Raw genomic sequence first — 25,885 nt, forward strand, 5'->3', positions numbered from 1 at the left:
GCGACGGGTCCCCCGCTACTCTGACGATCATGGGGAAGTTCGCGGTCCTCGGGGTGGCCGTGCTCGCGTTCGGGCTGGCCGCCTGCCGGGCCGACACCGCGAGCGCCCCGCCGCCGGCCGCGTCGCCGTCGCCGTCGGTGTCGCCCTCGCCGTCCGAGGCACCGCTCGCGGTCGGGCAGTGTCTCAAGAGCGCCGCCCGGCGGCCGTTCGACCCCCGGTTCTACCGTGCCACCCCGATCGCCTGCGAGCAGTCCCACGCGCTCGAGGTGGTGCTCATCGGCGCCGCCGCTGACGGTGCCGCGCCGCCGGCGACGGGGAGTGCCGAATACCGGGCCGCGTATGCCGCCTGCGGGCAGGCCGTCAACGCCTACGTCGGCGGGGACTGGCACGACGGGCTGCTCGGCATCGACGTGCAGGAGCCCACCCAGTCGGACTGGAGTGCCGGGCGGCGTACGACCGTGTGCACGGTCTACGGCAGCGCGAACGCCTACAGCACGATGATCTTCCGGACCGGCACGCTGAAGGACTCGCTGGCCGGGGCGGCCCCGGCGGCGATGCGCTGCCTCGAGGTGGTGGGCGAGGCCGATGCCGACGGCTGGTACCGCAGCCTGGCCGAGATGCGGCCCATCGACTGCGGGCAGCCGCACGGCGCCGAGTACACCGGGACCGTCACCGTGCCGGGGGCCACGCTGCCCGCCGCCGACGAACTCGCGGACCTGATGATCGACGCCTGCTGGGGCCCGACGGCGAAGTTCCTCGGGCTGAGCCGGGCCCGGGCGATGCGGCGGGCGGACATCGCGGTGACCTTCGAGGGCATGAGCGAGAACCGGTGGCAGTCCGGCGACCACGTCCAGCGCTGCTATGCGGCCGTGCCGTACGCGCGCAAGGTCCACGCCAGCCTGCGCGGGCTCGGCTCACGAGCACTGCCGACCTGAACACCGTGACAACCATTTCCCGGGCCGGCGTTGTTGATCGGCCAGGGAGGTGACCGGTGGAGGATTTTGAGGCGTACGTCGGCGCGGCGTGGCCGCGGCTGCTGCGGTCGGCGTGGCTGCTCACGAACGACTGGCACCGGGCGGAGGACCTGGTCCAGACGGTGCTGGCCCGGGCGTACGGCCGCTGGCCACGGATCAGGGACGGCGCGCCCGACGCGTATCTGCGGGCCATGCTCGCCAGCACGTATCTGAGCTGGTGGCGGCGGCGGTGGCGGGGGGAGCTGCCCACGGAACATCTGCCGGAGCGGGCCGCGGACGGGCGCGACCTCGAGGGGGTCGAGCTGCGCCACCTGCTCGCCGGCGCGCTGTCGCTGCTGCCGCGGCAGCAGCGGGCGGTGCTCATGCTGCGGTTCCACGGCGACTTCACCGAGGCTGACACGGCCCGGGTCCTGGGAGTGCGGCTCGGCACGGTCAAGTCACACACATCGCGCGCCCTGGCGGCGTTGCGCCACGACCCGCAGCTGCGGGCACTGTTGAGCGAGGGAGTGGACCGATGAGCGACGAGGAGGTCATCGACCTGTTCGATCGGGCGGTGGCCACGGTGCCGCCGGCGCTGCTGCCGGCGCCGCACGCCGCGATCCGGCGCCGGGTGCGGCGCCGCCGCCGGGCCGGCTGGGGGGCCGCGGCGGCCGTCGTCCTGGTGATCGTGGCCGGATTCGCGTTCGCGCGAACCGATCCGGCGGCCGTGTCGCCGCAGCCGGCGGCGTCCAAGGGGCCGGCGGCGGGGGCGGGCGTGCCGTGGCTCGGCGCGCGGATCGACCGGGCCGGCACCCGGATCACGGTGTATGCGGTGCCGCAGCTCGGCAAGTGCGTCGAACGGGACCCCGAGCGCGACGATCTGGTGGTCACCGACGACAAGATCACGATGTCGCTGGACGGCGCGTACACCGCCTGTACCGATGACACCAAGGTGGCGGCCCGGACGTTCGAGCTGCCGCAGGCCGTCGGCACCCGGCTCCTGGTCGACGGGCGCAGTCCGTGGGGGCAGCCGTTCGTCTTCTCCGACGCGGATCTGCCGGACCTCCCGGCCGGCGGGTGGAGCGAGGGGTCGCCGTCGTGGCTCGGCTCCGGCAATGCCACCCTCGCGCTCCGGTTCACCCGCGCCGGCGGTCCGAACCTGCGGTTGCTGGCGGTCCGCTGGCAGCCGGAGCCGGACGGCCGGGCCGAGGCGCCGGACCACACCCTGGAGATCAACGGTCACCGGATCGACGTGTACGACCGTGTCGGCGGGCCGGCCGCCGGCTGGTGGTCCTCCGACGCTCAGTCCGTGCGCTTCACCCTGGACGTGCCCGACACAGCGGTCGGGAAGTCCGAGTTCGACGCGATGCTGCGGGCCATGGCCTGGACGTGACCGCACCCATGAGCTATCGGGCCAGGCCGGACTGGTAGGCGATCATCACGAGCTGGGCGCGGTCGCGCGCGCCGAGTTTGGCCAGGAGGCTGCTCACGTGGGTCTTCACCGTCGAGTAGCTGACGTACAGGGCGGCGGCTATCTCGGCGTTGGACAGGCCCCGGGCGACCGCCGCCAGCACGTCCGTCTCGCGCTGGGTCAGGCCGGACAGCGCGGCGACGGCGGCGGGGGACGCGGGGGTCGGGTGGGTGAACTGGTCGATCAGGCGGCGGGTGACGGACGGGGCCAGCAGGGCGTCGCCGGCCGCCACGACGTGGACGGCGCCGGCCAGGTCGGCCGGGGCGATGTCCTTCAGCAGGAAGCCGCTCGCCCCCGCCCGCAGCGCCGCGTAGACGTGCTCGTCGGTGTCGAACGTCGTCAGGACCAGGACCCGCACGCCGGTGGTGTCCGGGGCGGCGGTCAGGTGGCGGGTGGCCTCGATGCCGTTCATGTCCGGCATCCGGATGTCCATGAGCACGACGTCCGGGTGCCGGGCCCGGCACAAGGTCAGGGCCTCGACGCCGTTGGCGGCCTGGCCGACGACCTCGATGTCGTCGTAGGAGTCCAGGATCATCGCGAAGCCGTTGCGCACCAACGCCTGGTCGTCGGCGACGACGACCCGCACCGGCCGGGTCACGAGCGCACCCGCGTGTCCATGGGCAGGACGGCGCGGACCCGGAAGCCGCCGCCGCCGGCGCCGCCCGTCTCCAGCGTCCCCCGGTACATCGCCACCCGCTCGCGCATGCCCGTCAGGCCCTGCCCGCCGGGGCCGTCGCGCCGCACCGGTCCGACGCCGTCGTCGGTCACCTCGATCTCCACCGCCTCCGCCGTGCGGGTCAGGCGCACCTCGGCGCGGGCCGCCCGGGCGTGTTTGAGGCAGTTCGTCAGGGCCTCCTGCACGATCCGGTAGGCGGCCAGCTCCACGCCCTCCGGCAGCGAGTCCGTCTCCCCCACCACGGTCAGGGTCACCGGCAGGCCGGCCCGCTCGACCCGCTCCACGAGGCGCGGCAGCTGGGTCAGCCGCGGCGCCGGTTCGGTGTCGAAGGGGTCGCCGGGGTCGCCCATCCGCAGGACGGTCAGCATGCGCCGCATCTCGGCCAGCGAGCCGCGGCCGGTCTCGGCGATCGCGGCGACGGCCTGGCGGGCCTGGTCGGGCCGGCTGTCCATGAGGTGCTCGGCCACGCCGGCCTGGACCACCATCACGCTCAACGCGTGCCCGAGCACGTCGTGCAGCTCGCGCGTGATGCGCAGGCGCTCCTCGGCCTCCGCCTGGGCCTGGGCCCGGGCCAGGTCCTCGACGTGGCGTTCGCGGCGCTGGCGGACGCCGGTGCCGAGGACCCAGCCGCCGAGCAGGACCGCGCAGTTGACCGCGATCCCTTCGAGGCTCAGGTCGACCGGCCGCAGCGCGACCGTCGCGCCGAGGCCGGCCAGCAGGACGAGACCGGCCCGGCGGGCCCGCGCGGCCGAACCCCACGCGACGACTGTGTAGAACCCGACTTCGACGCCCAGCACCGCGGCACCGACGGAGTAGTGCAGCGCCATCAGCGCGAGCAGGCCCGGCCAGCAGGCGACGAACACGGCGAACGGGCGAATCCGGCGCAGCACCAGCGGTACCACCGCCGCAATTGTGCAGAGCAAGGACAACACGTCCGGTGCCCGGTTCGTGGCCACCGCGTCGTAGCCGCTGCCGTGCACGATCAGCGCGGCCGTGAGCACGGCCGTCGTCAGCAGCAGGTCCCCGGGCCGGGGGTGCGTCGCGGCGGTCATACGCGGGACAGTAGGCCCGCCGGCCCGGGGCGCGCATCGGTCCCGAGACCGAGAAGCATTCCGTGCTGCGGGCCGAGGCCGGCACCCTCGCCGCCGCGCCACACTCGCGCCATGAACCCAATCGGCACCAAAGAGGCCGCCGGGCCGCAGCCGGTCACCAGCGCCAACCCGATCATGCGGCTGGTCCGGCGCCGCCCGCTGCTCACGTTCTTCGTGCTGTCCTGCTGCCTCGCCTGGTGGCCGGCGCCGCTGTACACCCACGGCTGGCTGCCCGCGGCGCAGGCCGGCTTCGGACCGTTCCTGGCCGCCCTCATCGTCCTGGGCGCGACCGAGGGCCGCCCCGGCGTACGCCGGCTGCTGGGCGCCATGGTCCGCTGGCGGGTGCCGATCCGGGCCTACGTCGCCGCGGTCGGCGCGCCGCTGCTGGTGAGCGGAGCGGCGATCGGCCTCAACCTGGCCGGCGGGGCGGCCCGACCGGAGACGGCGGCCCTGGCCGCTTGGGTGCAAATACCAACGACAGCTTTGGTGGTACTGCTCATTCCCGGCATCGGCGGCGCGTGGGAAGAGCCGGGCTTCCGTGGGTACTCCCTGCGGCCGCTCGAGCACCGCTTCGGTCCACTGGGCGGTCCGCTGCTGCTCGGCGCCCTGTGGGCCGGATGGCACCTGCCGCTGTTCCTCACCGGCGGCATCCTGTGGCCGGACGTCCTCGTGATCGTGGCCGCCAGCGTCGTCCTGGCGTCGGTGTTTCACCTGGGCCGGGAGAGCGTCCTCATCGCGATGCTGCTCCACGCCACCAACAACGCGGTCGGCGGCGGCTACGCCAGCGGGCTGTTCCACGGCGCCGACCAGACCCGGCTCGGCCTGTTCACCGCGGCCGGCTGGATCGTCCTGGCGGTCGTCGCCGAACTGCTCCGGCGACTCCGGCCGCCGCGCAAGGGGACCGAGCGGTCAGGCCGGGTCCTGGGCGCGGGCGGCGACGGCGGCTTGAATCCGGCGTAGCGTGCGCAGTGCCTTCTTCGCCGCGACCCGGACCTCGCCGTCGAAGACCGTCGCGCCGCGGTCCTCGGCCTGGAGGCGCTCCAGCACCGGGGCGACCCGTTCGTCGCCGGTCGAGCCGAGGGCGACCGCGGCCCAGTAGCGGCGATTCGGGTCCGGGTCGTCGGCCGCGGCGGTCAGGCGCGGGATGACGTCCGGGGTGAACGCGGCCAGGGCGCTGGCGATGTGGCCGATGCGGGCAAACCGGCGGTGCTCGAACTCGTGCCACAGGGCCTCGAGCGCCTCCGGGCCGCCGATCTCGGCCAGGGCGTCCGCGGCCCGCTGGCGCACCCAGTCCACGTCGTCGGCGAGCAGCGGACCCAGCCGCGGTACCACCGACGCGTCACCCAGACGACCGAGCGCCTTCACGGACTCGTCCACGATCATCCACTGCGGACTGTCCAAAAGGTACACAAGCTCGGGTATCGCCTCGCGCACACCGAGCGCCGCGCAGCCCATCGCGGCCCAGGCCTGGCAGTTGTAGCGGGTGTCGGCCAGCGCGTCCAGCAGCGGCTCCCGCAGCACGTCAGCCGGTGTGTGGGCGGCGATGACGTCGGCCTGGTTCATGGCCCGGGTGTACAGCGAACGGTGATACTGCGGGTAGTCGCGGACGAGCGCCTGCAGCGCCGCGACCGCTGACGGGTCGCCGAAGCGGCGGGCCCGGTCCAGCAGGTCATACAGGTGGGCCTCGCGCGTCTCCAGGTCACCGGCGCGCAGGCCGTCCCGGTCGGCGTCCGTCACCGGCCCTCGTCCATCGCCATGACCAGGAGCTTACCGCCGCCGCTGTACCGTCGATGGCGGGTGCCCCCACGGCGGCGCCGATTTCCGTCATCATGTGCGGGCGGTACACCACCCTCGCCCAGGAGCGCACATGCGACAGCATGCCCCGCGCCGTCCGCTGCTGCTCGCAGCACTGACGGTCATGATCGCCGCCGTGGCACTGGTCCCGGCCGGCCCCACACTCGCCGCGGCCGGCACGGGCACCATCTCCGGCCACCTCACCGATGCCGCCGGCCTCCCCGCCGCCGGCGCCTTCGTCTGGGCCCAGACGCGCGACATGAGCGCGACGGCCTCGGCCACCACCGACGCCGCCGGCTCCTACACGATGACCGGCGTCACCGCCGCTGACTATGTGATGAGCTTCCGGGCGTCCCCCGGTGGGTTCACCCAGTGGGCGCACCAGAAGACCGGGTTCGGCGAGGCCGACACCGTCACCGTGGGTGCCGGCGCGGCGGTCGTCGTCAACGAGCAGCTGCTGCCGACCGGGGTCATCACCGGGAGTCTGCTCAACCGGGACGGCACCCCCTCTACCGGCACCGTCACCGCCTACACGATGCCCGGCCAGGCCTACGTGGACTCCAAGGGCGTGTCCGGCGGGGCCTTCCGGATCGAGCTGCCGGTCGGGGCCTACAAGCTCCAGTTCCGGGTGCGTGACGCCTTCTACCAGTGGAACGGCGGGGCGAAGAGCTTCGAGACGGCCTCGGCGATCCAGGTCGTCGCCGGCCAGACCGTGCAATTGCAGGAGACGGTGCTGCCGACCGGCTCGATCGCCGGGCGGCTCACGAACGCCGACGGTTCGCCGGCCGCCGGGACCAACCTGGCGGTGATCCAGGACAGCCGGTCCTTCTACGGCAACGCGACGACCGACGCCGATGGCCGGTACCGCGTCGACAACCTGCTGCTGGACGACTACACCGTCGGGTTCTACGGCTCCACCGGGGTGCAGCAGTTCGCGCACCGCACGCTCGACCCCAACGCCGCCGCCCGCATCCCGGTCCGCGACGGCCAGGTGACCACCGTGGACGAGGTGTTCCTGCCGAAGGGCAAGATCCGCGTCGTCGCGCACGACGCCACGACCGGCGCGGCACTGTCCGGGTTCTGCGCCTCCTACACGATCCTCACGTGGGTCGGCGGCTGCACCGACGGGACCGAGGTCGTCCTCAACGACGTGTTCGTGGGGGCGTACAACCTGGAGGTCCAGATCGACGACCGGCGGCACTTCAGCGTCCCGAGCGTTCCGGTCACGGTCGCGGCCGGGCAGACGGCCGGCATCGACGTCGGGCTGCGCCTCGGCGCCGCCGTCAACGCGACGATGGTCAAGCGGTCCGGCGGGGCGGCCACCGACGGCTGCGTCCAGGCGGCGCGGGTCGGGGGCGCGTTCAGCTCCTCGCCGTACGGCTACTGCTCGGACTGGCAGGCGAACCCGGTCACCGGCAAGGCGCTGCTCGGCCCGCTCGAGCCCGGGACCTACCAGGTGTTCGCGCAGCCGCGTGACCCGGCGCTGGGCCTGCAGTGGGTCGGCGCGGCCGGCGGCACCGGCGACCGCGACGCGGCCGCGCAGTTCACCGTGGCGGCCGGTGATGTGCTGAACCTGCCGGTTGTGCGGTTCGACCCGGGCGGCACGATCCAGGGCAAGGTCACCGACGTGGCCGGCGGCGCCCCGCTGCCGTACAGCTGTGTCTGGGTGGCCGCGCTGCCCTCGACGTTCAACGGCTCCGGCGACTGCCCGGCCTTCACCGACGCGGACGGCGTCTACACCATCAAGGGTGTCGGCCCGTACCAGTGGCCGGTGGAGTACGCCCGCGGGGACCGCGAGTGGCGCTGGTCGGGCAACACGGTCGACCGGCAGTACGCCACCAAGGTCCAGGTGACGGCCGGCCAGACGGTCCGGGCCGACGCCAAGATGGCGGCCAACGGCGGCAAGCTGACGGGCACGATCCGCACCGCGGGTGGCCAGCCGGCCGACGCGATGGTGACCGCGTACAGCGCGGCCACCGGGGAGCCGGTGCAGTTCTTCGGCGGCCTGTACTCGCCGGACCCCCAGCCACCGGCCACGTTCACCATTCCGAACGTGGCACCGCAGCGGGTCCGGCTGCACTGGTCCACCGCGGACGGCCGCAGCGGCTGGGTCGGCGGTGCCGACTTCGCCCACGCTCAGGTGTTCCAGGTGCGCCGGGACCTGACGCTGACGGTGACCATCACCCTGCCGTGACACCTCCACGGCCGGGGTCCGCGGCGGCGGGCCCCGGCCGTTGCCGAGCGGCGCGGCTCAGGACAGCGGCCACAGCCAGGCGCGGCTGTCGACGGAGCCGGCCGCCAGGAACTTCCCGTCCGGGCTGAACGCCACCGAGCGGACGCTCTCCTTCGGGCCGGGGAACGTCTTCGCGGACTTCCAGGCGGCCACGTCATACAGGGTCACCGGGCCCGCGCTCGTCCCCATCGCCAGGAGCTTGCCGTCGGGGCTGAAGGCGACCGAGTAGGCGTTGACATCCTGAGCCGACGGCAGCTTGTGCAGCTCGGCGGCCGTGGTGCCGTCACGCAGCCGGAACGTGCCGTTCTCGTCGACCGTCGCCAGATGCCGGCCGTCGGGGCTGAACGCGACGCCGCTCACCGACCAGCCGTCGTCGACCTGCTTGAGCTGCTTGCCGTCGGCCACCGACCACAGGCGGACCGTGCCGTCGTCGCCGCCGCTGGCGAGGGTGTTGCCGGCACCGCTGAACGCCAGGGCCTGTACCGGGCCGTCGTGGCCGGTGAGAGCGCGCAGGAATTTGCCGTCGGCGGCGTTCCAGAGCCGGATCGAGCCCTCGTTCCCGCCGGTCGCGAACGTCTTGCCGTCACGGCTGAACGCGACACTCCACACGGCGAGCTCGTGCCCGGTCAGCGTGTGGGCGGACTGGTTCACGTTGAGGTCCCAGATGCGGGCGGTACCGTCGCCGCTGCCCGTGCCCAGGGTGTCGGTCTTCGGGTTGAACGCGACGGCCAGGACGGAGTCACCGTGCCCGGCGAGGGTGTACTGCGCCTGCTCCGGTGCGCCGACGTCCCACAGCCTGACCGTGCCGTCGTTGCTGGAGGTGGCCAGGGTCTTGCTGTCCGGGCTGAACGCCACTCCGGAGACGATGTCGGTGTGTCCGGCGAGGACCGTCCCGCCGGGCGCGGCCGCCGACGGCGCCTTGGAACCGGGCGCGGACGCGGACGCCGAGGTGGGCGTGGACGCTCCGGGTGACGGGCTGCGCGCTCCCGGGTCGGACGCGGAGGCGTTGGCGTAGATGACGATCCCCGCGGCCACGGCGACGGCCGCCGCGGCCCCGGCCGCGACGAACGGCCGCGGATTGCGCCGCCGCGGAGGCGGGGCGGGCATGGGCACAACCGCCGGGGCCGGGGCTGGGGCTGGAACTGGGGAAGGCGCGGCCGGCGAAGGCGCGGCTGGGGCTTCCGGCACGGCGAGGCCGTGCAGGCTTCCTTCGGCGACCACGAGCTCCGGCTGGTCGAGGACCGTCGGAGCGATCCCGAGCGCCCGGTGCAGCAGCGTGGCGGCCAGGGGAATGCGGGTGGAGCCGCCGACCAGGAACACCGCGGCGAGGTCGGCCGGGGTCAGCCCGCACTCGCGCAGGAACGTCTGGGTGCAGCCGACCGTGCTGTGCAGGAACGGGGCGGCCATCGCCTCGAACTCGTCGCGCACGACCCGCACGTCGGCCTCGGCGAGGGGCACGTGCAGGTCGGCCGCCGGATGCCGGGACAGCTGCTCCTTCACCGCCCGCGCGCCCCGCCACAGCGTGTGCCGGGCCTGCTGGTCGGCGACGGTCCGGGGCCGGTCAAGGCGCGGCCACGCGTCGGACGCGCCGGCGGTGAGGGTCCGCGCGGCGGCGACCACGGCGGCGTCGAGGTCGAGGCCGCCGACGTCGGTCAGGCCGGCCGAGCCGACGATCCGGTAGCCGTCCGCGGTGGCCCGCACAGCGCTCACGTCGAACGTGCCGGCGCCGAGGTCGTAGACCAGCAGGGCGCGGTCGGGCGGGATAGTGCGGCCGAGCACGCCGGCGAAGTAGCTGGCCGCCGCGACCGGCTCCGGGACGAACGTCACCGGGCCGAGCCCGGCCCGGTCGGCCGCCGCGGCCAGGACGGCCAGGCGGGCCGCGCCCCAGCCGGCCGGGTGGGTCAGGACGGTCTGCTCCGGCTCGGCCCCGGTGACCCGGCGGGCCTCGGCCGCGACCCGGCCGAGGACGGCGGCGATCAGGTCGACGACCGGATACGCACGGTCACCGAGCCAGACGGCGTTGTCGTCGATGCACCGCTTCGGGTTGGCCTCCAGGCCGGCCGGGTGCGCGATCGCGGCCCGCTCGGCGTCGGCCCCGGTGAGCAGGGTGCCGTCGGGCCCGGCGAACACGGCCGAGGCCAGCAGCGGCGACGCGTCGAACAGCAGCGGCCGGACCCGCCCGTCCGGGCCGCGGGTGACCGCGACGGTCGTCGACGACCCGAAATCGATCCCCAATTGACACCGGGCGATGGGCACCGGCCCACCTTACACACAGTCAGCTCAGCAGGCTGACGACGTCCACCACGCCGTCCACGCGCTCGACGCGGCGGACGAACGACGGGATCGCGGCCTCCCGCCGGACCCGGCCCAGCAGCGTGACGACGCCGTCGGCGACCTCGACGTCGACGCCGGCCCGGGCGCACAAGCCGGCGACCTCGCGGCGGATCTCCTCGTCGCTGCGCAGGAAGACCTTCAACAGGTCGCGGCGGGTCACCATGCCGATCAGGCGGCCGCTGTCGTCGACGACCGGGAGGCGTTTGAGCGCGGCCGCCTCCATGATGCGGGCCGCCTTCGGCAGGGTCGCCGTGCTGACGACGGTGATGGCCGGGGCGCTCATCAGCTCGGCGGCCGCGGTGGCGTGGGCCTTGTCGGTCCCGGCCACCTCCAGTTTCGGTAGCAGATCCGCGGATGACACCACGCCGACGACCCGGTCGGCCGCGTCGACCACCGGGACCGCGTTCACGCCGTGGGCCTCCAGCAGGTCGACGATCGCCTTGAACGGTGTGTCCGCGGTCACGGAAACCGCCCCGAACGTCATGACATCAGCGATATTCCACATGAGCTGACGTTAAGCCTGGCACTCGCCGAGCCCACAGGGCCGAAAGACCCGCCTTCATGCGGTACAGTTGCCGCGTGCTTTTGGGTTATCGCGCCTTTACCGTGGCTCCGGGTGGAGCCGGCGGCATCATGCGCTGACCTGAATTCACCCGGAGCCAGCAAGGGCAGAGACGTCGGAGTCTCTGCCCTTTGTCGTGTCAGACGGCGGGCTGGTTTCGACGGGCCCGCCTCCTCGGAAGGAAAATGAGACGGGCATGGAAACCAGCAACCTTCGCGTCACCGGCTACCGCCCGCTGTTCACGCCGCGCGAGCTCACCGCCGAGTTGCCGATGGACGACGGGCGCGCGGCCGTGGTGCAGCGCGGCCGGGACGACGTCCACCGCATCGTGTCCGGCGCCGACGATCGGCTCCTCGTGGTCGTGGGGCCGTGCTCGGTCCACGATCCGGTGGCCGCCGTCGACTACGCCCAACGCCTGGCCCCGGTCGCCGCCCGGCTCGCCCCGGACCTGGCGATAGTCATGCGGGTGTACTTCGAGAAGCCGCGCACCACCGTGGGCTGGAAGGGCCTCATCAACGACCCGGGGCTCGACGAGACCTTCGACGTGCCCCGCGGCCTGCGCCTGGCCCGCCGTCTGCTGCTCGACGTGCTCGGCCTCGGCCTGCCCGTCGGGTGCGAGTTCCTGGAGCCGACGAGTCCGCAGTACATCGCCGACGCTGTCTCCTGGGGCGCGATCGGCGCCCGGACCCCGGAGAGCCAGGTCCACCGCCAGCTCGCCTCGGGCCTGTCGATGCCCGTCGGGTTCAAGAACGGCACCGACGGCGACGTCCAGGTCGCGATCGACGGCTGCCGCACCGCCGCCAGCCGCCACGTCTTCTTCGGCGTCGACGAGGACGGCCGCGCCGCCGTCGTCTCCACCACCGGCAACCCGGACTGCCACATCATTCTGCGCGGCGCCCGCACCGGCCCCAACCACGGCCCCGCCGACGTGGCCGACGCCCTGGCCCGCCTGGAGAAGGCCCAGATGCCCGGCCGGCTCATCGTCGACGCCAGCCACGGCAACAGCGGCAAGGACCACGTCCGCCAGGCCGCCGTCGCCCGCGAGGTCGCCGGCCAGGTGGCCGCCGGCCAGGACGGCATCGCCGGCGTGATGCTGGAGAGCTTCCTGGTCGCCGGCCGCCAGGACCTCGGCGGCGAGCTGACCTACGGCCAGAGCGTCACCGACGCCTGCATGTCCTGGGACACCACCGAGTCCCTCCTGGACGACCTGGCCGCCGCCGTGCGCGCCCGCCGGGCCGCGTAACCGGGCCCGTGGAGCAGCTCGACGAGCGCGCCGTCGAGCTGCTCCGTCATCGGCCGAGCAGGAACAGGACCCCGGCCGCGACGAGTCCGATCTCGACCAGGAGCACGAACACCCGGTCGCTGATCCGCCCGACGACCCGCTTGCCCAGCCAGGCGCCGGCGAGGGTGGCCGGGGTCAGTGCGGCCCCGAACAGCAGGACCCGGGAGGTCAGCAGGTCGCCGGCCCCGTAGGCGGCGATCTTCGACAGGTGCATGGTGAGGGCACTGGCCGCCTCCGTGCCGATGTACGCCGCCCGGGTCAGCCCGGCGGCCAGGAAGAACGGCGCGGTCAGCGGCCCGGTCGAGCCCAGCAGCGCGGAGCCGAGCCCGGAGCCGGCCCCGACCACGGCGAAGGTGCGATCGGCCGGCTTCGCCGGATGCGGGTTGCGGCGCCGCCAGACGACCACACCGATGAGGAACGCCCCGAGCAGCCGTTTGAGCGCACCCAGCGGCGCGTGGGCCAGCAGCAGCCCGCCGCCGACCGCGAACGGCACCGCGCCCAGGGCGAACCACCCGATCAGCGGCCATCGCAGGTCCCGCCGGTTGAGCCACATCCGCGACGCGTTGCTCGACACCTGCGTCAACGTCAGCATCGGTACCGCCACCCGCAGCCCGAACAGCGCGGAGAACACGGGCAGCAGCAACACCCCACCGCCGAACCCGGCCACCGCCGACAACAACGCCAGCCCGAACGCCGCTCCGGACGCCACCAGCAAAGTCAGCCACGGTTCGATACCCAGAAGGTACCGCTCAGGCGAACACGGGTGGCTGGCCGGTCGCCTCGAGGACGGACAGCCACAGGTCCCCGTCGGGGTCGACGAGGTTGCGCGAGCTGATGGCGAGCGCGATCGGCACGTGCACGAACCGGCCCCGCCAGCGGCCGACGACCATCTCGGTGCGGCCGGCCATCGCGGCGTGGACCGCGGCGTGGGCGAGGCGGATGCAGTAGACGCTGTCGTACGGGTCGGCCGGAACGCTGCGGATCGTGTAGCTGGGGTCGATGTACTTCAGGTTGGCCTCGACGCCCGCGGCGGCGAAGTGCTCGGCGATCCGGGTGCGCAGATAGCGGCCGAAGTCCTCCAGGCGCACGTTGCCCGACACGTCTCGGCCGGTCGCCGTCAGGTACTCCTGGCCCGCGCCCTCCGCCACGACCACCATCGCGTGCCCGCGGTCCACGACCCGCCGGCGCAGGTGCTCCAGGAACCCGTCCGGCCCGTCGAGCGCGAACGGCACCTCCGGGATGAGCACGTAGTCGGCGTCGTTGTTGGCGAGGGCCGCGTAACAGGCGATGAAGCCCGAGTGCCGGCCCATGAGCTGCACCAGCCCGATGCCGTTCGGGAACGCCGTCGCCTCCACGTGCGCGGCCCGGATCGCCTCGGTCGCCTTGCCGAAGGCGGTCTGGAAGCCGAAGGAGCGCTCGATGTACGGGATGTCGTTGTCGATCGTCTTAGGCACCCCGACGACGGCGATGCGCAGGCCACGCTCGGCCACGGTCTCGGCGATGCGCAGCGCGCCGCGCATGGAGCCGTCGCCGCCGATCACGAACAGCACGTTGACGCTCAGCTGCTCCAGGCAGTCGACGATCTCGCCCGGGTCCTGGTTGCCGCGTGAGGCGCCCAGGATCGTCCCGCCGTACTCGTTGATCCCCGCGACCACGTCCGGGTTGAGATCCAGGACCGGCCGCCCGTACCGCGCGATCATTCCCTGGTATCCGTTGCGGAACCCGAAGATGCGCCGCACCCCGTAATGGTTGGTGAGCTCCAGCACGAGGGCCCGGATCACGTCGTTGAGACCCGGACAGAGCCCGCCGCACGTGACGATCCCGACCCGGGTCTTCGACGGATCGAAGTAGATTCTGGACCGCGGCCCTCCGGGCTCAAAGCCAGGAAGCTCCTTGATCGGTACTCCCCGGGCCGCGACCAGCGCCACCGTGTCGTCGAGCAGCACCCGATCGGCCTCGTCCACGTAGTGCTGCGTGGTGCCCTGCCGCCGCAGCAGCGCCGAGAGCGGCGAGTCGACCCGGCACGAGCCGAGCGTGGCCACCTCGAGCTGCGCGCGTTCGTCGACCATGCGTCCATGCTCCGGCAGCGTCGTTTCAGCCCGGTTAATCGGTTGAGCCGCGGCGGTACCGGCGCCACGCTGGAGGCATGCGGGTGACGTTCATTCGGTTCCCCGACCACCAACGGGCCCACGTGCGGATCGAGCGGGACGACGGGGTCGTGTATCGGCTCGACTCCGGGCCGGCGAGTGCTGAGACGCCGCACGACCTGGTGCACTACACGGTCGAGGACGCCCTCGGGCTGTCCGACGGGATCTGGGGGGCCATCGCCGGTGGCGTGGTGTTCCGCAGCATGCGGCACGAGTCCGGGCGGCGGCCGCCGCACGCCGGGGAGCGCTCCAAGGACATGATCCGGGAGCATCGGGAGCTGCTGCAGCGGGCCGAGCTCATCGGCGGGCTGTGCGAGCGGGCGGCCCATGCGCCGGACGGGGAGCTGCCGCGGTTCCACGCCCGGGAGCCGTTCATGCCGATCACCGTCGAGCAGCTGCGCACGGCCGCGGCCGCGCTGCACCGGGCTCAGGGCGCGTGGTCGGAGCTGGCGGTCGGGGGCGAGCTGCACCTCGAGTGGCCGGCCTGGCGGAAGCTCAGAGCAGCGGCGACGCCTGCGCGGACGGGACGACCGGAACGATCTCGAAGTCGACCAGGTCGCTCCAGCTAGCCACCCAGCGCATCAGGAGCGTCAGGTCGTCGCACTCCATGAGCTGGTAGCAGCGGGCGAAGTCGGCGGCGACCCAGCTGTCGACGTATCGGAGGCCGTCGGGGAGCAGGCGGCCCTGTTCGCGGGCGCGGGAGTACACCGGCCGCGGTTCGCCGTTCTTGAAGCGTTCGATCACCATGAAGAGCACGGCTCAACATAATCCGGGTCCCGGGCGGCCACCCCACCGGTGCCGCCCGGGACCCGGACGTCTTTACGCGGGCAGGCTCCAGCGTTGGTTGGCGCCCGCGAAGCACGTCCAGATCTGCAAACGCGCACCGTCGGCCGTCGAGTTGTCCGACACGTCCAGGCACTTGCCCAGTGAACGCAGCGTCCCGTCGGCGTTGGCCGTCCAGGTCTGCGCGGCCGAGCCGTTGCAGTCGTAAAGCTGCACCTTCGTGCCGTCAGCGGCGTTCGCTCCGGTCACATCCAGACATTTGCCCAGTGCGCGAACGGTCCCGTCCGTCCCGACCGTCCACTGCTGCGCACTCGATCCATTGCACGTGTACATCTGCACAGCCGTACCGTTCGCGGTGTTCGCGCCGGCCACGTCGACGCACTTGCCGCCGAGGCCGGTGATCTGACCGGTCCGCGCACCGCCGCCGCCACCGCCGGACACCCCGGACTTCCAGGTGAACGTGGCCGACGTCTTCGTGGGCAGGCTGTACGTGAAGTGCTGGCCGCCCCAGTTGACGGTCACCGGCTGCGCGGACCCGGTGTTGTTGTACGCGATCAGCGCGCGCGTCCCGTCCGGGTTCAGATACGCGATGTTCGGCACCGACGCGTTGGCGGTCGAGTCGACCCGCCACGCGCCGGGCTTCACGAACTTCGTCAGGTGGCCCATCGTGTAGTACTCGACGGTGTAGTCGACCTGGCCCGACCGCGAGTCACCATTGTGGACGGTGATGAGGCCGGTGCAGGTGCCGCAGCCGCCGTTGTGCGGGCCCATGTTCTGGTCGACGGCGAGGCTCCACTTGGTGAACGACTTGGACCAGTTGCGGCCGTAGTCGATCAGGTTGAGCATGTCCTCCTGCTGCTGGTTGCCGATCCAGGTGCCGCCGGAGTGCTCGGTGCTGTACGCGTCGACCGCCGGGTACTGATTGTGCACGGACGTCTGCTTGTTCACGTCGCCGCCGTAACCGTGCCAGGCGATGCCACCGAAGAGCGGGTCGTTGCGGATCGCCGCGTCGTTCACCGACTGGGCGGCGTAGGCGTCGTACACGTCCCAGTTCCAGTCGTGCACGAGCACCTTGGTCGACAGCCCGGCCGCGTGGAGCGCCGGCAGCAGGTTGGAGGCGACGAAGAAGTCGAGGCCGTTGCCGTTCCAGCTCATCGACGGATAGCCGGCGCAGCAGGTGGGCTCGTTCTGCGGCGTCACGAAGTCGACCTTCACGCCCTGGGCCTGATACGCCTGGATGTACTTCACGAAGTACTGCGCGTAGGCGGCGTAGTACTGCGCCTGCAGCCAGCCGCCGTTGAGGCTGCCGCTGTCCTTCATCCACGCCGGCGCGGTCCAGGGGCTGGCCATGGTGGTCAGCTGCGGGTTGAGCTGCTGCGCCTGCTTGGTCAGCGGCAGGACGTCCGCGAGGTCGTGCGCGATGCTGAAGTTGGCCAGGCTCGGGTCGGTCTGGCCCGCGGGCCGGTCGTCGTAGGAGTAGCCGGACCGGGCCAGGTCCGACGCGCCCATCGGGTTGCGCAGGAAGCTCACGCCGATGCCGTTGACCGGATCGAAGAGCTTCTGCATCACGGTACTGCGCGTGCCCGCCGACAATGCCCCGGAGCTGTTCATGAGCCAGGCCGCGGTGTCGGTGAACGATGCACCGCCGCCGGTGAACGTCTGGTATCTCGTGGCGTCGTTGACGTTGATGGTTTGCGCGCTGGTTGCAGTACCCCCGGAGAAGCTTATGGCGGTTTGTTGCGCGAGTCCGCGCGTCACGTTCCGGCCGCCGGCGTCACTTGTCGTCGTGAGCCAGACGTTGACCGTCTCGGCCGCGGCGAGTGCGTTCGGTGCAACGATGAAACCGACAGCGCCGAGCAACACCGCGGCAACCGCGGCGAACGCGTAGCGCAACTTGATGCGCATGTGTGGCCTCCTAGGGCCAAGCTGTGTGGGCGGGGCGGACGCCGACAGGCGATGTAACGGAATGAAACGTCATGTAACATCGCTGGGCATCAGCAAACCGTGCGCGAGATTGACTGTCAAGTGTCCTAAAAGAAAGAGGGGTGACGATGGCCGGCCATCGGCGGGTGACCGTGCGGGACATCGCGGCCGAGACCGGCATGTCGATCGCGACCGTCTCGCGCGCGCTCAACGACCATCACGCCGTTACGCCCGCGACCCGAGACCTGGTGCACGAGGCGGCCGAGCGGCTGCGGGCCCGGATCGGCGTCAGCGGCAAGTCGAAGGGCGGCACGGTGTTCGTGCGCTGCCCGTATGTGCTCACCGACTACTTCGGCGTGATCGTCTCCTCCATCGCCGAGACGCTCACCCTGCACCGCCGCCAGCTGGTGCTCACGGCCGGCGAGGCGGCCCAGCGCACCCCGCTGCTGGCCGACCTGGACGGCCGCGACGGCGTCACCGGCGTCATCGTGATCCTGCCCCCGGAGCCCGGCGACGACCTGGTCGAGCTGCAGCGGCGGCGGATGCCGTTCGTGGTCGTCGACCCGCGCACCACGCTGCCGAAGGACATCGTGTCGGTCTCGGCCGCGCACTTCGCGGGGGCCCGCCGCCTCACCGGCCACCTGGTCGAGCTCGGCCACCGGCGCATCGGCGTGATCGGCGGCCCGACCGAGTGGCTGGCCAGCGACGCCCGCCTGGCCGGGCACAACGCGGCCCTGGCCGACGTCGGCGTGCTGATGGAGCCGGAGCTGCTGCACAGCGTCGAGCCGACCACCGAGCGCGGCCATCGTGCCGCGGCCGAGCTGCTCGACCGGCCGGACCGCCCGACCGCGCTCGTATGTTTCAACGACAAGGCCGCCGTCGGTGCGCTGCGCGCGGCGGCCGAGCGCGGCTTGCGGGTGCCGGACGACCTGTCAATCACCGGATTCGATGATTTGGACCTGGCCCAGGCGACGGGTCTGACGACGGTGCGCCAGCCCCTGCAGGAGATGGGCCGGATGGCCGTGTCGTTGCTGGTCCGGCTGCTGGAGCAGCACGAGCTCGACGCCCTGCACATCGAGCTGGCCACCCAGCTCGTGGTGCGGGCATCGACCGCACCGCCACCTCTGGTCTGACCGGGTGCGATCCTGGTGGGCATGACGCCGCGCATCTGGTTCGTCCTGCAGCACCGCCCCGGTCCGGCCGCCAAGCCGGGGGTCCGGGTCACCGACCAGCCGGGCTTCGCGGAGCACCTGGCGTTTCTGAACCGGCGCGCGGAGGACGGCACGTTAGTGATGGCGGGGCCGTTCGACGATGTCGACGGCGCCGTCGACGAGGGCATGACCGTCCTGGCCACTGCCACCCTCGAGGACGCCCGCCGGCTCGCCGAGACCGACGACGAGGCGGTCCGCTCGGGCCTGCTCGCGGTGACCGTGCGCACGTGGACGGTCGTCATGACCCCGGTCACCGAGGACTGACCGCCGTGCTCTTCGTCTACCGCTCGCACTACGAAGGCCCGTGGAGCAAGCTGATCCGGCCGTTACCCGACCGCAGTGTGCTGGACTTCTTCCGCCGCGCCTGGTCCTGTGACAACGCTGAGGCCTTCCTCGAGGCCGAGCTCGGCGCCGACGTCTACGGCCTCGACTCCGTCTTCGAGCGGGCCCGCGAGCACCGCCTGCCGGCCCCGACGAGCGTCGATGAGCTGCGGAAGGTCCTCCACGAGCACCTCTACGTCGAGGGTGAGGCGGGCGACTACATCCGCCTCGACGAGCACAGCCTGCGCGTGCGGACCGACGACGACGAGGTCGAGCTCGCCTACTTCTTCCTCGACGACGTCGCGATCGCGCGGTCGCCGGACCGCCTCGCGTACGTCGTGCACCCCACCGCGCTGCCCACCGACATCATCGCCGAGGCCGCGGGCGACCACACGACGTTCGCGGTCTTCCTGACGTACTACGACGGGGCCAGCCTCGACTGCCCGCCGCCGTTCGCGTTCCCCGGCATCACGCTGCCCGAGCTGGCTTCGCACCTGCGCGCCACCACCCCGGACGCCGAGGCCTGGCCGCCGGAGCTCGTGGTGCTGCGGTCCCAGGTCGCCGCGGACGACACGTCGATCGGCCCCGCCTTGCAACGTTGCAACCTCTGGCCGGGCTTCAACCTCAACGCCGACCCGGTCGCCGTCCCGGCATCGGACGAACTCACGTCGGGCCGCCGCCCGGAGCTGAGCCGGCTCGAGGTGTCACCGCACATCGCGCAACTGGCCATGCACTGCGACGAATTCTTCGGATTTCAGCAGTGGTACCTGTTCGACACCGTCTGGGCCGACGCGCACCCCGATCTCGCCTCGTCCCTGCTCCGCTACGCCACCGACTGGGATCCGCTGGGGTAGTACCCCCGCCCAACGCCATAACCTTCGCCGACGCGTCCGCCTGGGCCCCCGATCTCGACGCGATCGGACTGCGCCCGCGCACCGGCGGCATCTCGGCGACCGGCACCCGATCGGGCCGCCGCGTCGACATCGACCAGGCCAACCAGCAGTGGACCGTCAACACCGACGGCACCGTCCGGGGTGCGCAGTCGGGCCGGTGCCTGGACGCCGACAACAACGCCACCGCCAACGGCACGAAGCTGGTCCTGTGGACCGGCAACGCCCAGTCCAACCAGCGCTGGACCACAGGCTGATACGCAGATTTACGTACACCCGGGCCGCCACGGGGCGGACGCCTCGGCGGCCCGGGTCACGCATCCTCGGACGGTGACGAAAACAACGCTTTCGCTGGCGGGCCTGGGAGTCGGCATCCTAGGCCTGGTCGTGCAGTGGATCGCCGACCCGGGCAAGTTCGGCGGCTTCCCCTTTCCGCCGGGCATCGCCTTCATCGCCGTCTTCGGCGCCCTGACCGCCCTGCTGTCCCGCCGCCGGCACTGGCGCTGGGCCCCGATCTTCGCGGTCCTGATCTCGCTGTGGATCGTGGTCGGCGGGACCGCGGCCGGCCAGATGCTGCCCAACTTCACGTCAGACAATCCAGGGACCGTCATCGGTACCGCCGTGATGACGATCGGTCTGCTGTTCGCCGCCGGCACCGGGGTCGCCGCGATGGCCGCCCGCCGCCGATGACGCGCACCCGGCTGCCGTGGCTGGTCCTGGCCGTCGCCGTCGTCTTCGCCGCGGTGCTCGCCTACCCGTACCTGAGCCTGGACATCGCGAACAGCCGGCTCGACGTGCGCGACCAGCTGCAGTACACGGTGCTGGTCGTCCACATCTTCACCGCCACCGTCGCCCTGGTCCTGGGCCCGCTGCAGTTCGTCCCGAAGCTCCGCGCCCGCCGCCGCCTGCACCGCGCGCTGGGCCGCACCTACCTCCTGGCCGGCGTCCTGCCGTCAGCCGTGGCCACGATCCCGGTCGCGATCTGGTCCGGCCGCCTCCTGACCCAGCTGGGCCTGACCACCGCCGCCGTCCTATGGCTGGCGACCGCCGCCCTGGCCTACCGGGCCGCCCGCCGCCGCGACTTCACCGCCCACCGAGCCTGGATGCTGCGCAACTACGCCCTGACGTTCCTGGCCGTGACCGCCCGCATCCTGGTCCCGCTCATGCTCCTGGCCCAGATCCCCTTCGGCGGCCTGGAACCGGGCGAGATCGGCGAACGCGCACCCGAGATGATCCCGATCGGCCAGACCCTGGGCTGGATCGTCAACCTGCTGCTGGTCGAGCTCCTCATCCGCCGCAAGGAAAGTCGGCCAGCTCGCTGACCGCGGTGTCCAGGGACCGGTCGACGCCCTGCTCGACCATGCGCTGATAGGCGGGGTCGCCGGCGATGGCGAGGCGCCGGATGCCGTCGGCGGAGGCGGTGACCCGGCCCCGGACCGCTTCGATGAACTGCTGTACCGGCCCGTTCCAGCCATGTGTGTCGAGGAACAGGCGCAGACGTCGCGGCCGCTCGGCGAGCTCGGTGAAGCCTTCCGCGGCGACGACGTGCCGGGCGTGGAGCGGCACCCAGGCGAACGCGGTGAACGCCAGGTCCTGCTCCGGGGTGACCGGCCCGGCGAAGTCCCAGTCGAAGAAGCCGGTCAGCCGCCCGTCGACCCAGACGGCGTTGTACGGCGCGGCGTCGTTGTGACCGATCACCAGGCCGGCCCGCCAGGTGCCGCCCTCCCGCCAGGTCGCATCGGCGGACGGGGTGAACGTGGCGATCGCGGTGTGCAGCTCCCGCAGCCACCCGGCGACCTGCACCAGCGCCTCGTCGCTGTGGACCCAGGACGGCCACGGCCGGGTGTCGCCCACGACGTTGCCCGGGAGGAAGGACAGGATCTCGCGCCCCCGGTCGTCGAAGCCGAGGGCCCGCGGGGCGCGGGTGAAGCCAACGGACTCCAGGTGTCGCAGCACCTCGTGCACCGACGGCGTCCACGGGCCGGCCGCCCGTCGAACCGTGTCGCCCACTCGGACCGCCCCGCCCGTGTTGCCGCCGGCCAGCCGCTCTTCCGCGTCCATGGTGGACCGATCCTACGCAGCCAGCACGTTCGCCGTCGCTGTGCGGGCCGGGTTGGCGCTACCCCAGCCGGCGTCGGGGTGGACCCGGTGCCGCGCAGGCCGTGTTCGGCGGCGGGCCAGCGTCACTTGGGTGCTCGGATGGCCTCGTAGACGGCGGCCAGGTCATCGTCGCCGTGACCGCGGGCGACGGCTTCGTCCAGCAGGCCGCGGGCGGCGGTGGCCATCGCCGCGTCCACGCCCAGCGCGCCGGCGAGCTCGGCGACGAGCCGGGCGTCCTTGGCGGCACCGGCGGCCGGGAACGCGACCGGGTACTCCCGCTCCCGCATGAGCGGATGCTTGAGCTGCGCGTAGGGCCAGTCGAGGGGCCCACCGGCGATCAGCGGCAGGAAGTCGACGCCGAGCGCGTCGGCGAGGGCGGCGCTCTGGGCCAGGGCGGCGGTGACGGTCACGACCCAGCTGTTGACGACGAGCTTGACCCGGCTGCCCTGCCCGGCCTCCCCCACCCAGGTGACCTTCGCCGCGATCGGCGCGGCGAGCTCCTCGACCCGGGCCCGCACCGCCTCCGGCCCGGACGCGAGCACGTTGAGCTTGCCCTGCTCGGCCGGGCCGCGGGTGCCGAGAACGGGCGCGTCGACATACACGAGCCCGAGTTCGTCGGCCAGGCCGGCCAGCTCGTCGGCGGCGTCGGCGCCGACGGTGCTCAGCTGCAGCCACAGCGTGCCGGGCGTGAGGCCGGGCGCGGCCGCGCGCATGACGTCGGCCACCGCGTCCGCGTCGAACAGCATCGTCACGACCGGGTCGGCCCCGGCGACCGCCTCGGCCGGCGTGCCGGCGACCTCGGCTCCGTCCGCGGCGAGCGGCTCGGCGTTGGCGCGGGTGCGGTTCCAGACCCGCACCGCCTGCCCGGCCTTGAGCCAGTTACGGGCGATCGCCGCGCCCATGATTCCGGTGCCCAGCACTGCCAAAGTCATGCCGCGATCCTTGCACGCCGAGCGGCCGAGCGTTTTTGCGGTCCGCGTTTTCTCACCTTGTGCAGTCGGTTGACTACAGATCGAGGTCGACCCAGACGGCGGCGTGATCGCTGGCCGCGTGCTTGGCCTCGGTGAGCTCCGGGTAGATGCCCCACAGCTTCGGCGGGGTCTTGTTCGCCGGACTCCCCCACAGGCCCTTGCGGAAGACGCCGCCGCCGGTCACCTTCGCCGCCAGCTCCGGCGAGAACAGGATGTAGTCGAGCCGGTTGGAGATCGTGCAGGACTGGAACGTGCCGGGCCGCTCGTGCTCGTCGTCCTTCGGGTCGAACAGCTCCCCGAACGCGTCCAGGTCGAAGCAGCTGACGAGCGGCGACGCGGCGCCGAGCAGGGCCTCCAGGGTCGGGTGCAGCTTCGGGTCCTTGCGGTCGGGGCCCCTGTTGAAGTCGCCGAGGACCGCGACGTACTCCGCGCCGTCGGCCCGCAGCCGGTCGTAGATCGCGCGGACCTCGGTGCTCTGCCGTGTGCGCAGCGGGTCCGGGTCGCCGGACGCGAACGACTGGCTCTTCAGATGGTTCAGCAGCAGATAGAGGGTCTCCCCGCCGGTGAGCCGCAGCTTGTACAGCGGGCAGTCCCGGCTGAAGAGCCGCTTGCCCGGTGTCGCCGGATCGGGCACGTCGACATGACTGCGCACCCAGTCGATGTCGATACCGTTCGTGCACAGCAGCCCGACATCGATCCCGCGCGGATCGTTGCCGTCGACGAGCATCGCGTGCTCATACTGCCGCCCCAGCAACTCGTCGTTGAACCGCACCAGCGCCGGCCGGTTCTCGGCCTCGACCAGACAGATCACGTCCGCCGCGACGTCCTTGATGACCCGCGCCGTCATCCGCGTCCCGACCTCGTCGACGGGCTCGGTGATCAGCTCCACCCACCCGGTCCAGTCCCCGCGCCCGGACGCCACGATGTGCGGCTCCCTGTCCGCGGGCGCGGCGAGGAAATCACCCCGATTCTCCCGCAGCAGCGCCCACGCGGTGTCGAACTGGCGCGGATTGAGCCGCCGCCCGTCCCGCGTCTGCACGAGCACGCCGAGCGTCACCAGAGCGTCGAGCATGGCCACTTTGTCTTCGCTGGTGTACTGCTTGTGGGCAGCGACCCGATTGAAGACCTCGAAGGCCGCGAGCGCCGGCTCGCCGACATCACGCACAGTGTTGTCCATCGCCTTGGCCCGGGCGAAGAGGTTCTCCACGTTGAACGAAGCGAGCCGCATGTCACGCAACGTAGCAGCCGCCCACGCTCGGTCAGGTCAGCTAAACGACAGCCCGTGCCGCTCCAAGGCCTCACCCAGGATGCCGAGCGCCTTCGGCCCCATGCCGTGCAGCTTGGCGAGATCGGCCCGGGCGACCCCGGCGAGCTGACGCAGGCTGGTGTAGCCGGCGTTGTGCAGCGCCCGGGTCGCCGGAGCCCCGATCTTCGGCAACGAATCCAGCTCCGCGTCGTCCATGCGGACGATGCTATGTCCTCAGCCCCAGGTCGCCGTGGACCAGTCGTCGCTGGACCAGTAGTGGCCGGACCACGTGCCGTTCGACCAGTAGTGCCCGGACCAGTAGTGCCCGCTCCAGTCCGGGTCGGACCAGGAGCTCGCGCCGCCCCACGGGGAGCCGGTCCAGCTCACGGCGGCCCAGGTCTTCGAGGCCCACGACTTGCCGGTCCAGCCGTCGCCGGTCAGCCGGTAGCCCATCCACGTGCCGCCGGTCCACGCGTCCCGGCTCGCGCTCTTCGGAGCCCAGACCGTGGTCGTCAGCGGGCCCCAGACGGTCGCCTCGCCGGACAGCGTCACGTTGTCGCGCACCACGTGGCTGTCGCCGCGGGCGTCCTCGATGCTGCCGGTACCGCTCGACCACGCGTAGTTCTGCGTCGACGCCGGCGTCGTGGCGGCGAGCGCGGTGTTCACGTTGACCTCGCGGTACCCGAGGCCGGCCGCATTGCCGGAAGTGAGCACGCTGCCGTTGTACATCACGAGGTTCTTCACCTGATCCGGCGTCAGCTTCGGCCGGGCCTGCAGCAGCAGTGCGACGGCCGCGCTCGTGACCGCGGTCGCCTGGGAGGTGCCGCTGCCGCGGAACAGCGTCGCGCCGACCTGCGCGGACGGGTACGACGTGTCGATGTTCGAACCCGGGTCGCGCAGCGACATGATCGACTGGCCGGGGGCGACCACGTCCATGCGGCGGTTGCTGGCCAGCCCCGAGTACTGGTTGGTGAACGTCGAGATGGTGTCGTCGGCGGTCGTGGCGGTGCCCTTGGTGTCGGAGGAGCCGACGCTGAGCACGAACTGGTCCGTCGCCGGGTCCGTCATCTGGCCACCGCTGTTGCCGGTCGCGGCCACGACGACGATGCCGGCCCTCCACGCCTGCTCCGCGGCGAACTGCACAGGATCAGTCCAATAATTGGGGGTACCGCCTGTGCCGTACGACAGATTGACAACGCGGATCGGGTTCGCCGGATCGTCGTTGCGGTGCTCGACCACCCAGTCGATCGCGGCGATCATCTGCGACACGTCGACGGCGCCGTTGGACGTGCCGACCTTGATCGAGGTGAGCTTCGCCTTCGGCGCGAGGCCGACGGTCCCGGTCGCGGTGTCGTTGCCGACGATGATGCCGGCCATGTGCGTCCCGTGGCCGTACGTGTCCAGGTACCGCAGATCCGCGGACTGCGACTCGAACGAAAGGTCAGGCCCGTTCACGACCTGCGCGGCCGGGAGCCCGGCGACCGGCGCCACGCCGGTGTCGATGAGCGCGACACCCACACCGGCCCCGGTCAGGCTCGCCGCCGCCCCAGTACTCGCCCCGATCGCCCCGCGCACGTCAGCGAGCGTGAGCCCGCTACCGGAGGCGGCCGTACCCATCCAGATGTTCGACGCCCAGGCACCGGACTCGTGTCGCCCTGCCACTGGTGTGCCTTGACCGCCGACCAGCGCGACGGGCAGCACCACAGCAACCGCCGCGGCGCCGAACCATGTCTTCCGTAACATGAGCCCAACGTTCCGCACGCAAGCCGCCATCGTCATCGGCGCGGACCCGATCCTCACCGAACCGCACCCGCCCCCTGTCACCCGCCGCGCCGCGATATCCCCCGAACACCCGTCAGCATTCGACGACGAGGCCACACGAGCCGACGGCCAGCAA

General features: G+C 72.2%; 27 protein-coding genes. 13 read left to right on the forward strand and 14 right to left on the reverse strand.

The genetic code is table 11. The features are described from left to right. Positions 1–29: 29 nt before the first annotated feature. Genes ACIA8L_RS33420 through ACIA8L_RS33430 form a run of 3 tightly spaced genes read left to right on the forward strand, consistent with a single transcriptional unit; the run spans position 30 to position 2,346 of the window. Positions 30–935, forward strand: coding sequence for a septum formation family protein (locus ACIA8L_RS33420; protein ID WP_395910679.1), 906 nt, complete (start codon positions 30–32; stop codon positions 933–935). Positions 936–991: 56 nt separating this feature from the next. Beyond that, positions 992–1,492: a SigE family RNA polymerase sigma factor gene (locus tag ACIA8L_RS33425; protein WP_395910681.1), complete on the forward strand. Its 501-nt coding sequence runs from the start codon at positions 992–994 to the stop codon at positions 1,490–1,492. Further along, positions 1,489–2,346: a hypothetical protein gene (locus tag ACIA8L_RS33430; protein WP_395910683.1), complete on the forward strand. Its 858-nt coding sequence runs from the start codon at positions 1,489–1,491 to the stop codon at positions 2,344–2,346. The genes ACIA8L_RS33425 and ACIA8L_RS33430 overlap by 4 nt, the downstream gene beginning before the upstream one ends. A 13-nt stretch (positions 2,347–2,359) precedes the next feature. Here ACIA8L_RS33430 and ACIA8L_RS33435 read toward each other — a convergent pair whose 3' ends face one another. Both ACIA8L_RS33435 and ACIA8L_RS33440 read right to left on the reverse strand, forming a co-directional pair. Next, entirely contained in the window at positions 2,360–3,022 is a 663-nt protein-coding gene (locus ACIA8L_RS33435) for a response regulator (protein ID WP_395910685.1), read from the reverse strand. Beyond that, a complete protein-coding gene (locus ACIA8L_RS33440; RefSeq protein WP_395910687.1) occupies positions 3,019–4,152 on the reverse strand; it encodes a sensor histidine kinase in 1,134 nt (377 codons plus the stop codon). The genes ACIA8L_RS33435 and ACIA8L_RS33440 overlap by 4 nt, the downstream gene beginning before the upstream one ends. 111 nt (positions 4,153–4,263) lie before the next feature. Between ACIA8L_RS33440 and ACIA8L_RS33445 the strand changes: the two genes are divergently transcribed. Next, positions 4,264–5,151, forward strand: coding sequence for a CPBP family intramembrane glutamic endopeptidase (locus ACIA8L_RS33445; RefSeq protein WP_395910689.1), 888 nt, complete (start codon positions 4,264–4,266; stop codon positions 5,149–5,151). Here the strand turns inward: ACIA8L_RS33445 and ACIA8L_RS33450 are convergent. Next, positions 5,101–5,928, reverse strand: a complete 828-nt coding sequence (locus ACIA8L_RS33450) for a HEAT repeat domain-containing protein (protein ID WP_395910691.1) — start codon at positions 5,926–5,928, stop codon at positions 5,101–5,103. The genes ACIA8L_RS33445 and ACIA8L_RS33450 overlap by 51 nt on opposite strands. 130 nt (positions 5,929–6,058) lie before the next feature. Here ACIA8L_RS33450 and ACIA8L_RS33455 point away from each other — a divergent pair, with 130 nt between their 5' ends. Then, complete coding sequence (locus ACIA8L_RS33455) at positions 6,059–8,179, forward strand: carboxypeptidase regulatory-like domain-containing protein (protein WP_395910693.1); 2,121 nt, start codon at positions 6,059–6,061, stop codon at positions 8,177–8,179. Positions 8,180–8,236: 57 nt separating this feature from the next. Here the strand turns inward: ACIA8L_RS33455 and ACIA8L_RS33460 are convergent, their stop codons facing one another. Then, complete coding sequence (locus ACIA8L_RS33460) at positions 8,237–10,474, reverse strand: Hsp70 family protein (RefSeq protein ID WP_395910695.1); 2,238 nt, start codon at positions 10,472–10,474, stop codon at positions 8,237–8,239. Positions 10,475–10,493: 19 nt separating this feature from the next. Then, on the reverse strand, positions 10,494–11,057 hold the full coding sequence (locus ACIA8L_RS33465; protein WP_395910697.1) for a CBS domain-containing protein: 564 nt from the start codon (positions 11,055–11,057) through the stop codon (positions 10,494–10,496). A 253-nt stretch (positions 11,058–11,310) separates the two neighbouring features. Here ACIA8L_RS33465 and ACIA8L_RS33470 point away from each other — a divergent pair, with 253 nt between their 5' ends. Continuing rightward, on the forward strand, positions 11,311–12,357 hold the full coding sequence (locus ACIA8L_RS33470) for a 3-deoxy-7-phosphoheptulonate synthase (RefSeq protein WP_395910699.1): 1,047 nt from the start codon (positions 11,311–11,313) through the stop codon (positions 12,355–12,357). Positions 12,358–12,403: 46 nt separating this feature from the next. Here the strand turns inward: ACIA8L_RS33470 and ACIA8L_RS33475 are convergent, their stop codons facing one another. Then, entirely contained in the window at positions 12,404–13,105 is a 702-nt protein-coding gene (locus ACIA8L_RS33475; protein WP_395910700.1) for a sulfite exporter TauE/SafE family protein, read from the reverse strand. A gap of 40 nt (positions 13,106–13,145) precedes the next feature. Then, positions 13,146–14,465 carry an ATP-dependent 6-phosphofructokinase gene (locus tag ACIA8L_RS33480; protein ID WP_395910702.1) on the reverse strand — a complete coding sequence of 440 codons (1,320 nt, stop codon included), beginning with the start codon at positions 14,463–14,465 and terminating at the stop codon, positions 13,146–13,148. A 77-nt stretch (positions 14,466–14,542) separates the two neighbouring features. Here ACIA8L_RS33480 and ACIA8L_RS33485 point away from each other — a divergent pair, with 77 nt between their 5' ends. After that, positions 14,543–15,112 carry a hypothetical protein gene (locus ACIA8L_RS33485; protein ID WP_395910703.1) on the forward strand — a complete coding sequence of 190 codons (570 nt, stop codon included), beginning with the start codon at positions 14,543–14,545 and terminating at the stop codon, positions 15,110–15,112. Here ACIA8L_RS33485 and ACIA8L_RS33490 read toward each other — a convergent pair. After that, a complete protein-coding gene (locus ACIA8L_RS33490) occupies positions 15,039–15,290 on the reverse strand; it encodes a DUF3303 domain-containing protein (protein WP_395910943.1) in 252 nt (83 codons plus the stop codon). The two genes, ACIA8L_RS33485 and ACIA8L_RS33490, sit on opposite strands and share 74 nt — an antisense overlap. A 72-nt stretch (positions 15,291–15,362) precedes the next feature. Continuing rightward, positions 15,363–17,231 carry a ricin-type beta-trefoil lectin domain protein gene (locus ACIA8L_RS33495; RefSeq protein ID WP_395910704.1) on the reverse strand — a complete coding sequence of 623 codons (1,869 nt, stop codon included), beginning with the start codon at positions 17,229–17,231 and terminating at the stop codon, positions 15,363–15,365. Positions 17,232–17,377: 146 nt separating this feature from the next. Here ACIA8L_RS33495 and ACIA8L_RS33500 point away from each other — a divergent pair, with 146 nt between their 5' ends. The 6 genes from ACIA8L_RS33500 (at position 17,378) to ACIA8L_RS33525 (ending at position 20,993) form a co-directional block, all read left to right on the forward strand. Next, entirely contained in the window at positions 17,378–18,382 is a 1,005-nt protein-coding gene (locus tag ACIA8L_RS33500) for a LacI family DNA-binding transcriptional regulator (RefSeq protein ID WP_395910706.1), read from the forward strand. 21 nt (positions 18,383–18,403) lie between these two features. Next, the gene (locus ACIA8L_RS33505; protein ID WP_395910707.1) at positions 18,404–18,724 is read left to right on the forward strand and encodes a YciI family protein; all 321 of its coding nucleotides are present in this window, start codon (positions 18,404–18,406) and stop codon (positions 18,722–18,724) included. After that, positions 18,688–19,635: a hypothetical protein gene (locus tag ACIA8L_RS33510; RefSeq protein WP_395910709.1), complete on the forward strand. Its 948-nt coding sequence runs from the start codon at positions 18,688–18,690 to the stop codon at positions 19,633–19,635. The genes ACIA8L_RS33505 and ACIA8L_RS33510 overlap by 37 nt, the downstream gene beginning before the upstream one ends. Beyond that, complete coding sequence (locus tag ACIA8L_RS33515) at positions 19,542–19,928, forward strand: ricin-type beta-trefoil lectin domain protein (protein ID WP_395910711.1); 387 nt, start codon at positions 19,542–19,544, stop codon at positions 19,926–19,928. Before ACIA8L_RS33510 ends, ACIA8L_RS33515 begins: the two co-directional genes overlap by 94 nt. A gap of 73 nt (positions 19,929–20,001) precedes the next feature. Continuing rightward, positions 20,002–20,361 carry a hypothetical protein gene (locus ACIA8L_RS33520; RefSeq protein ID WP_395910712.1) on the forward strand — a complete coding sequence of 120 codons (360 nt, stop codon included), beginning with the start codon at positions 20,002–20,004 and terminating at the stop codon, positions 20,359–20,361. Beyond that, complete coding sequence (locus ACIA8L_RS33525; RefSeq protein WP_395910714.1) at positions 20,358–20,993, forward strand: DUF2306 domain-containing protein; 636 nt, start codon at positions 20,358–20,360, stop codon at positions 20,991–20,993. Before ACIA8L_RS33520 ends, ACIA8L_RS33525 begins: the two co-directional genes overlap by 4 nt. Here the strand turns inward: ACIA8L_RS33525 and ACIA8L_RS33530 are convergent. The 5 genes from ACIA8L_RS33530 to ACIA8L_RS33550 all read right to left on the reverse strand — a co-directional run bounded on the left by ACIA8L_RS33530 (position 20,959) and on the right by ACIA8L_RS33550 (position 25,563). After that, positions 20,959–21,732: a phosphotransferase gene (locus ACIA8L_RS33530; RefSeq protein WP_395910716.1), complete on the reverse strand. Its 774-nt coding sequence runs from the start codon at positions 21,730–21,732 to the stop codon at positions 20,959–20,961. The two genes, ACIA8L_RS33525 and ACIA8L_RS33530, sit on opposite strands and share 35 nt — an antisense overlap. A 122-nt stretch (positions 21,733–21,854) precedes the next feature. Beyond that, complete coding sequence (locus ACIA8L_RS33535) at positions 21,855–22,703, reverse strand: NAD(P)-dependent oxidoreductase (protein ID WP_395910718.1); 849 nt, start codon at positions 22,701–22,703, stop codon at positions 21,855–21,857. A gap of 73 nt (positions 22,704–22,776) precedes the next feature. Next, positions 22,777–23,970: an endonuclease/exonuclease/phosphatase family protein gene (locus ACIA8L_RS33540; protein ID WP_395910720.1), complete on the reverse strand. Its 1,194-nt coding sequence runs from the start codon at positions 23,968–23,970 to the stop codon at positions 22,777–22,779. A gap of 36 nt (positions 23,971–24,006) precedes the next feature. Next, positions 24,007–24,204 carry a helix-hairpin-helix domain-containing protein gene (locus ACIA8L_RS33545; RefSeq protein WP_395910721.1) on the reverse strand — a complete coding sequence of 66 codons (198 nt, stop codon included), beginning with the start codon at positions 24,202–24,204 and terminating at the stop codon, positions 24,007–24,009. An 18-nt stretch (positions 24,205–24,222) separates the two neighbouring features. Next, on the reverse strand, positions 24,223–25,563 hold the full coding sequence (locus ACIA8L_RS33550; RefSeq protein ID WP_395910723.1) for a S8 family serine peptidase: 1,341 nt from the start codon (positions 25,561–25,563) through the stop codon (positions 24,223–24,225). Positions 25,564–25,885 lie beyond the last annotated feature (322 nt).

The sequence above is a fragment of the Dactylosporangium sp. NPDC051541 genome, assembly GCF_044454505.1.
Taxonomy (GTDB): domain Bacteria; phylum Actinomycetota; class Actinomycetes; order Mycobacteriales; family Micromonosporaceae; genus Dactylosporangium.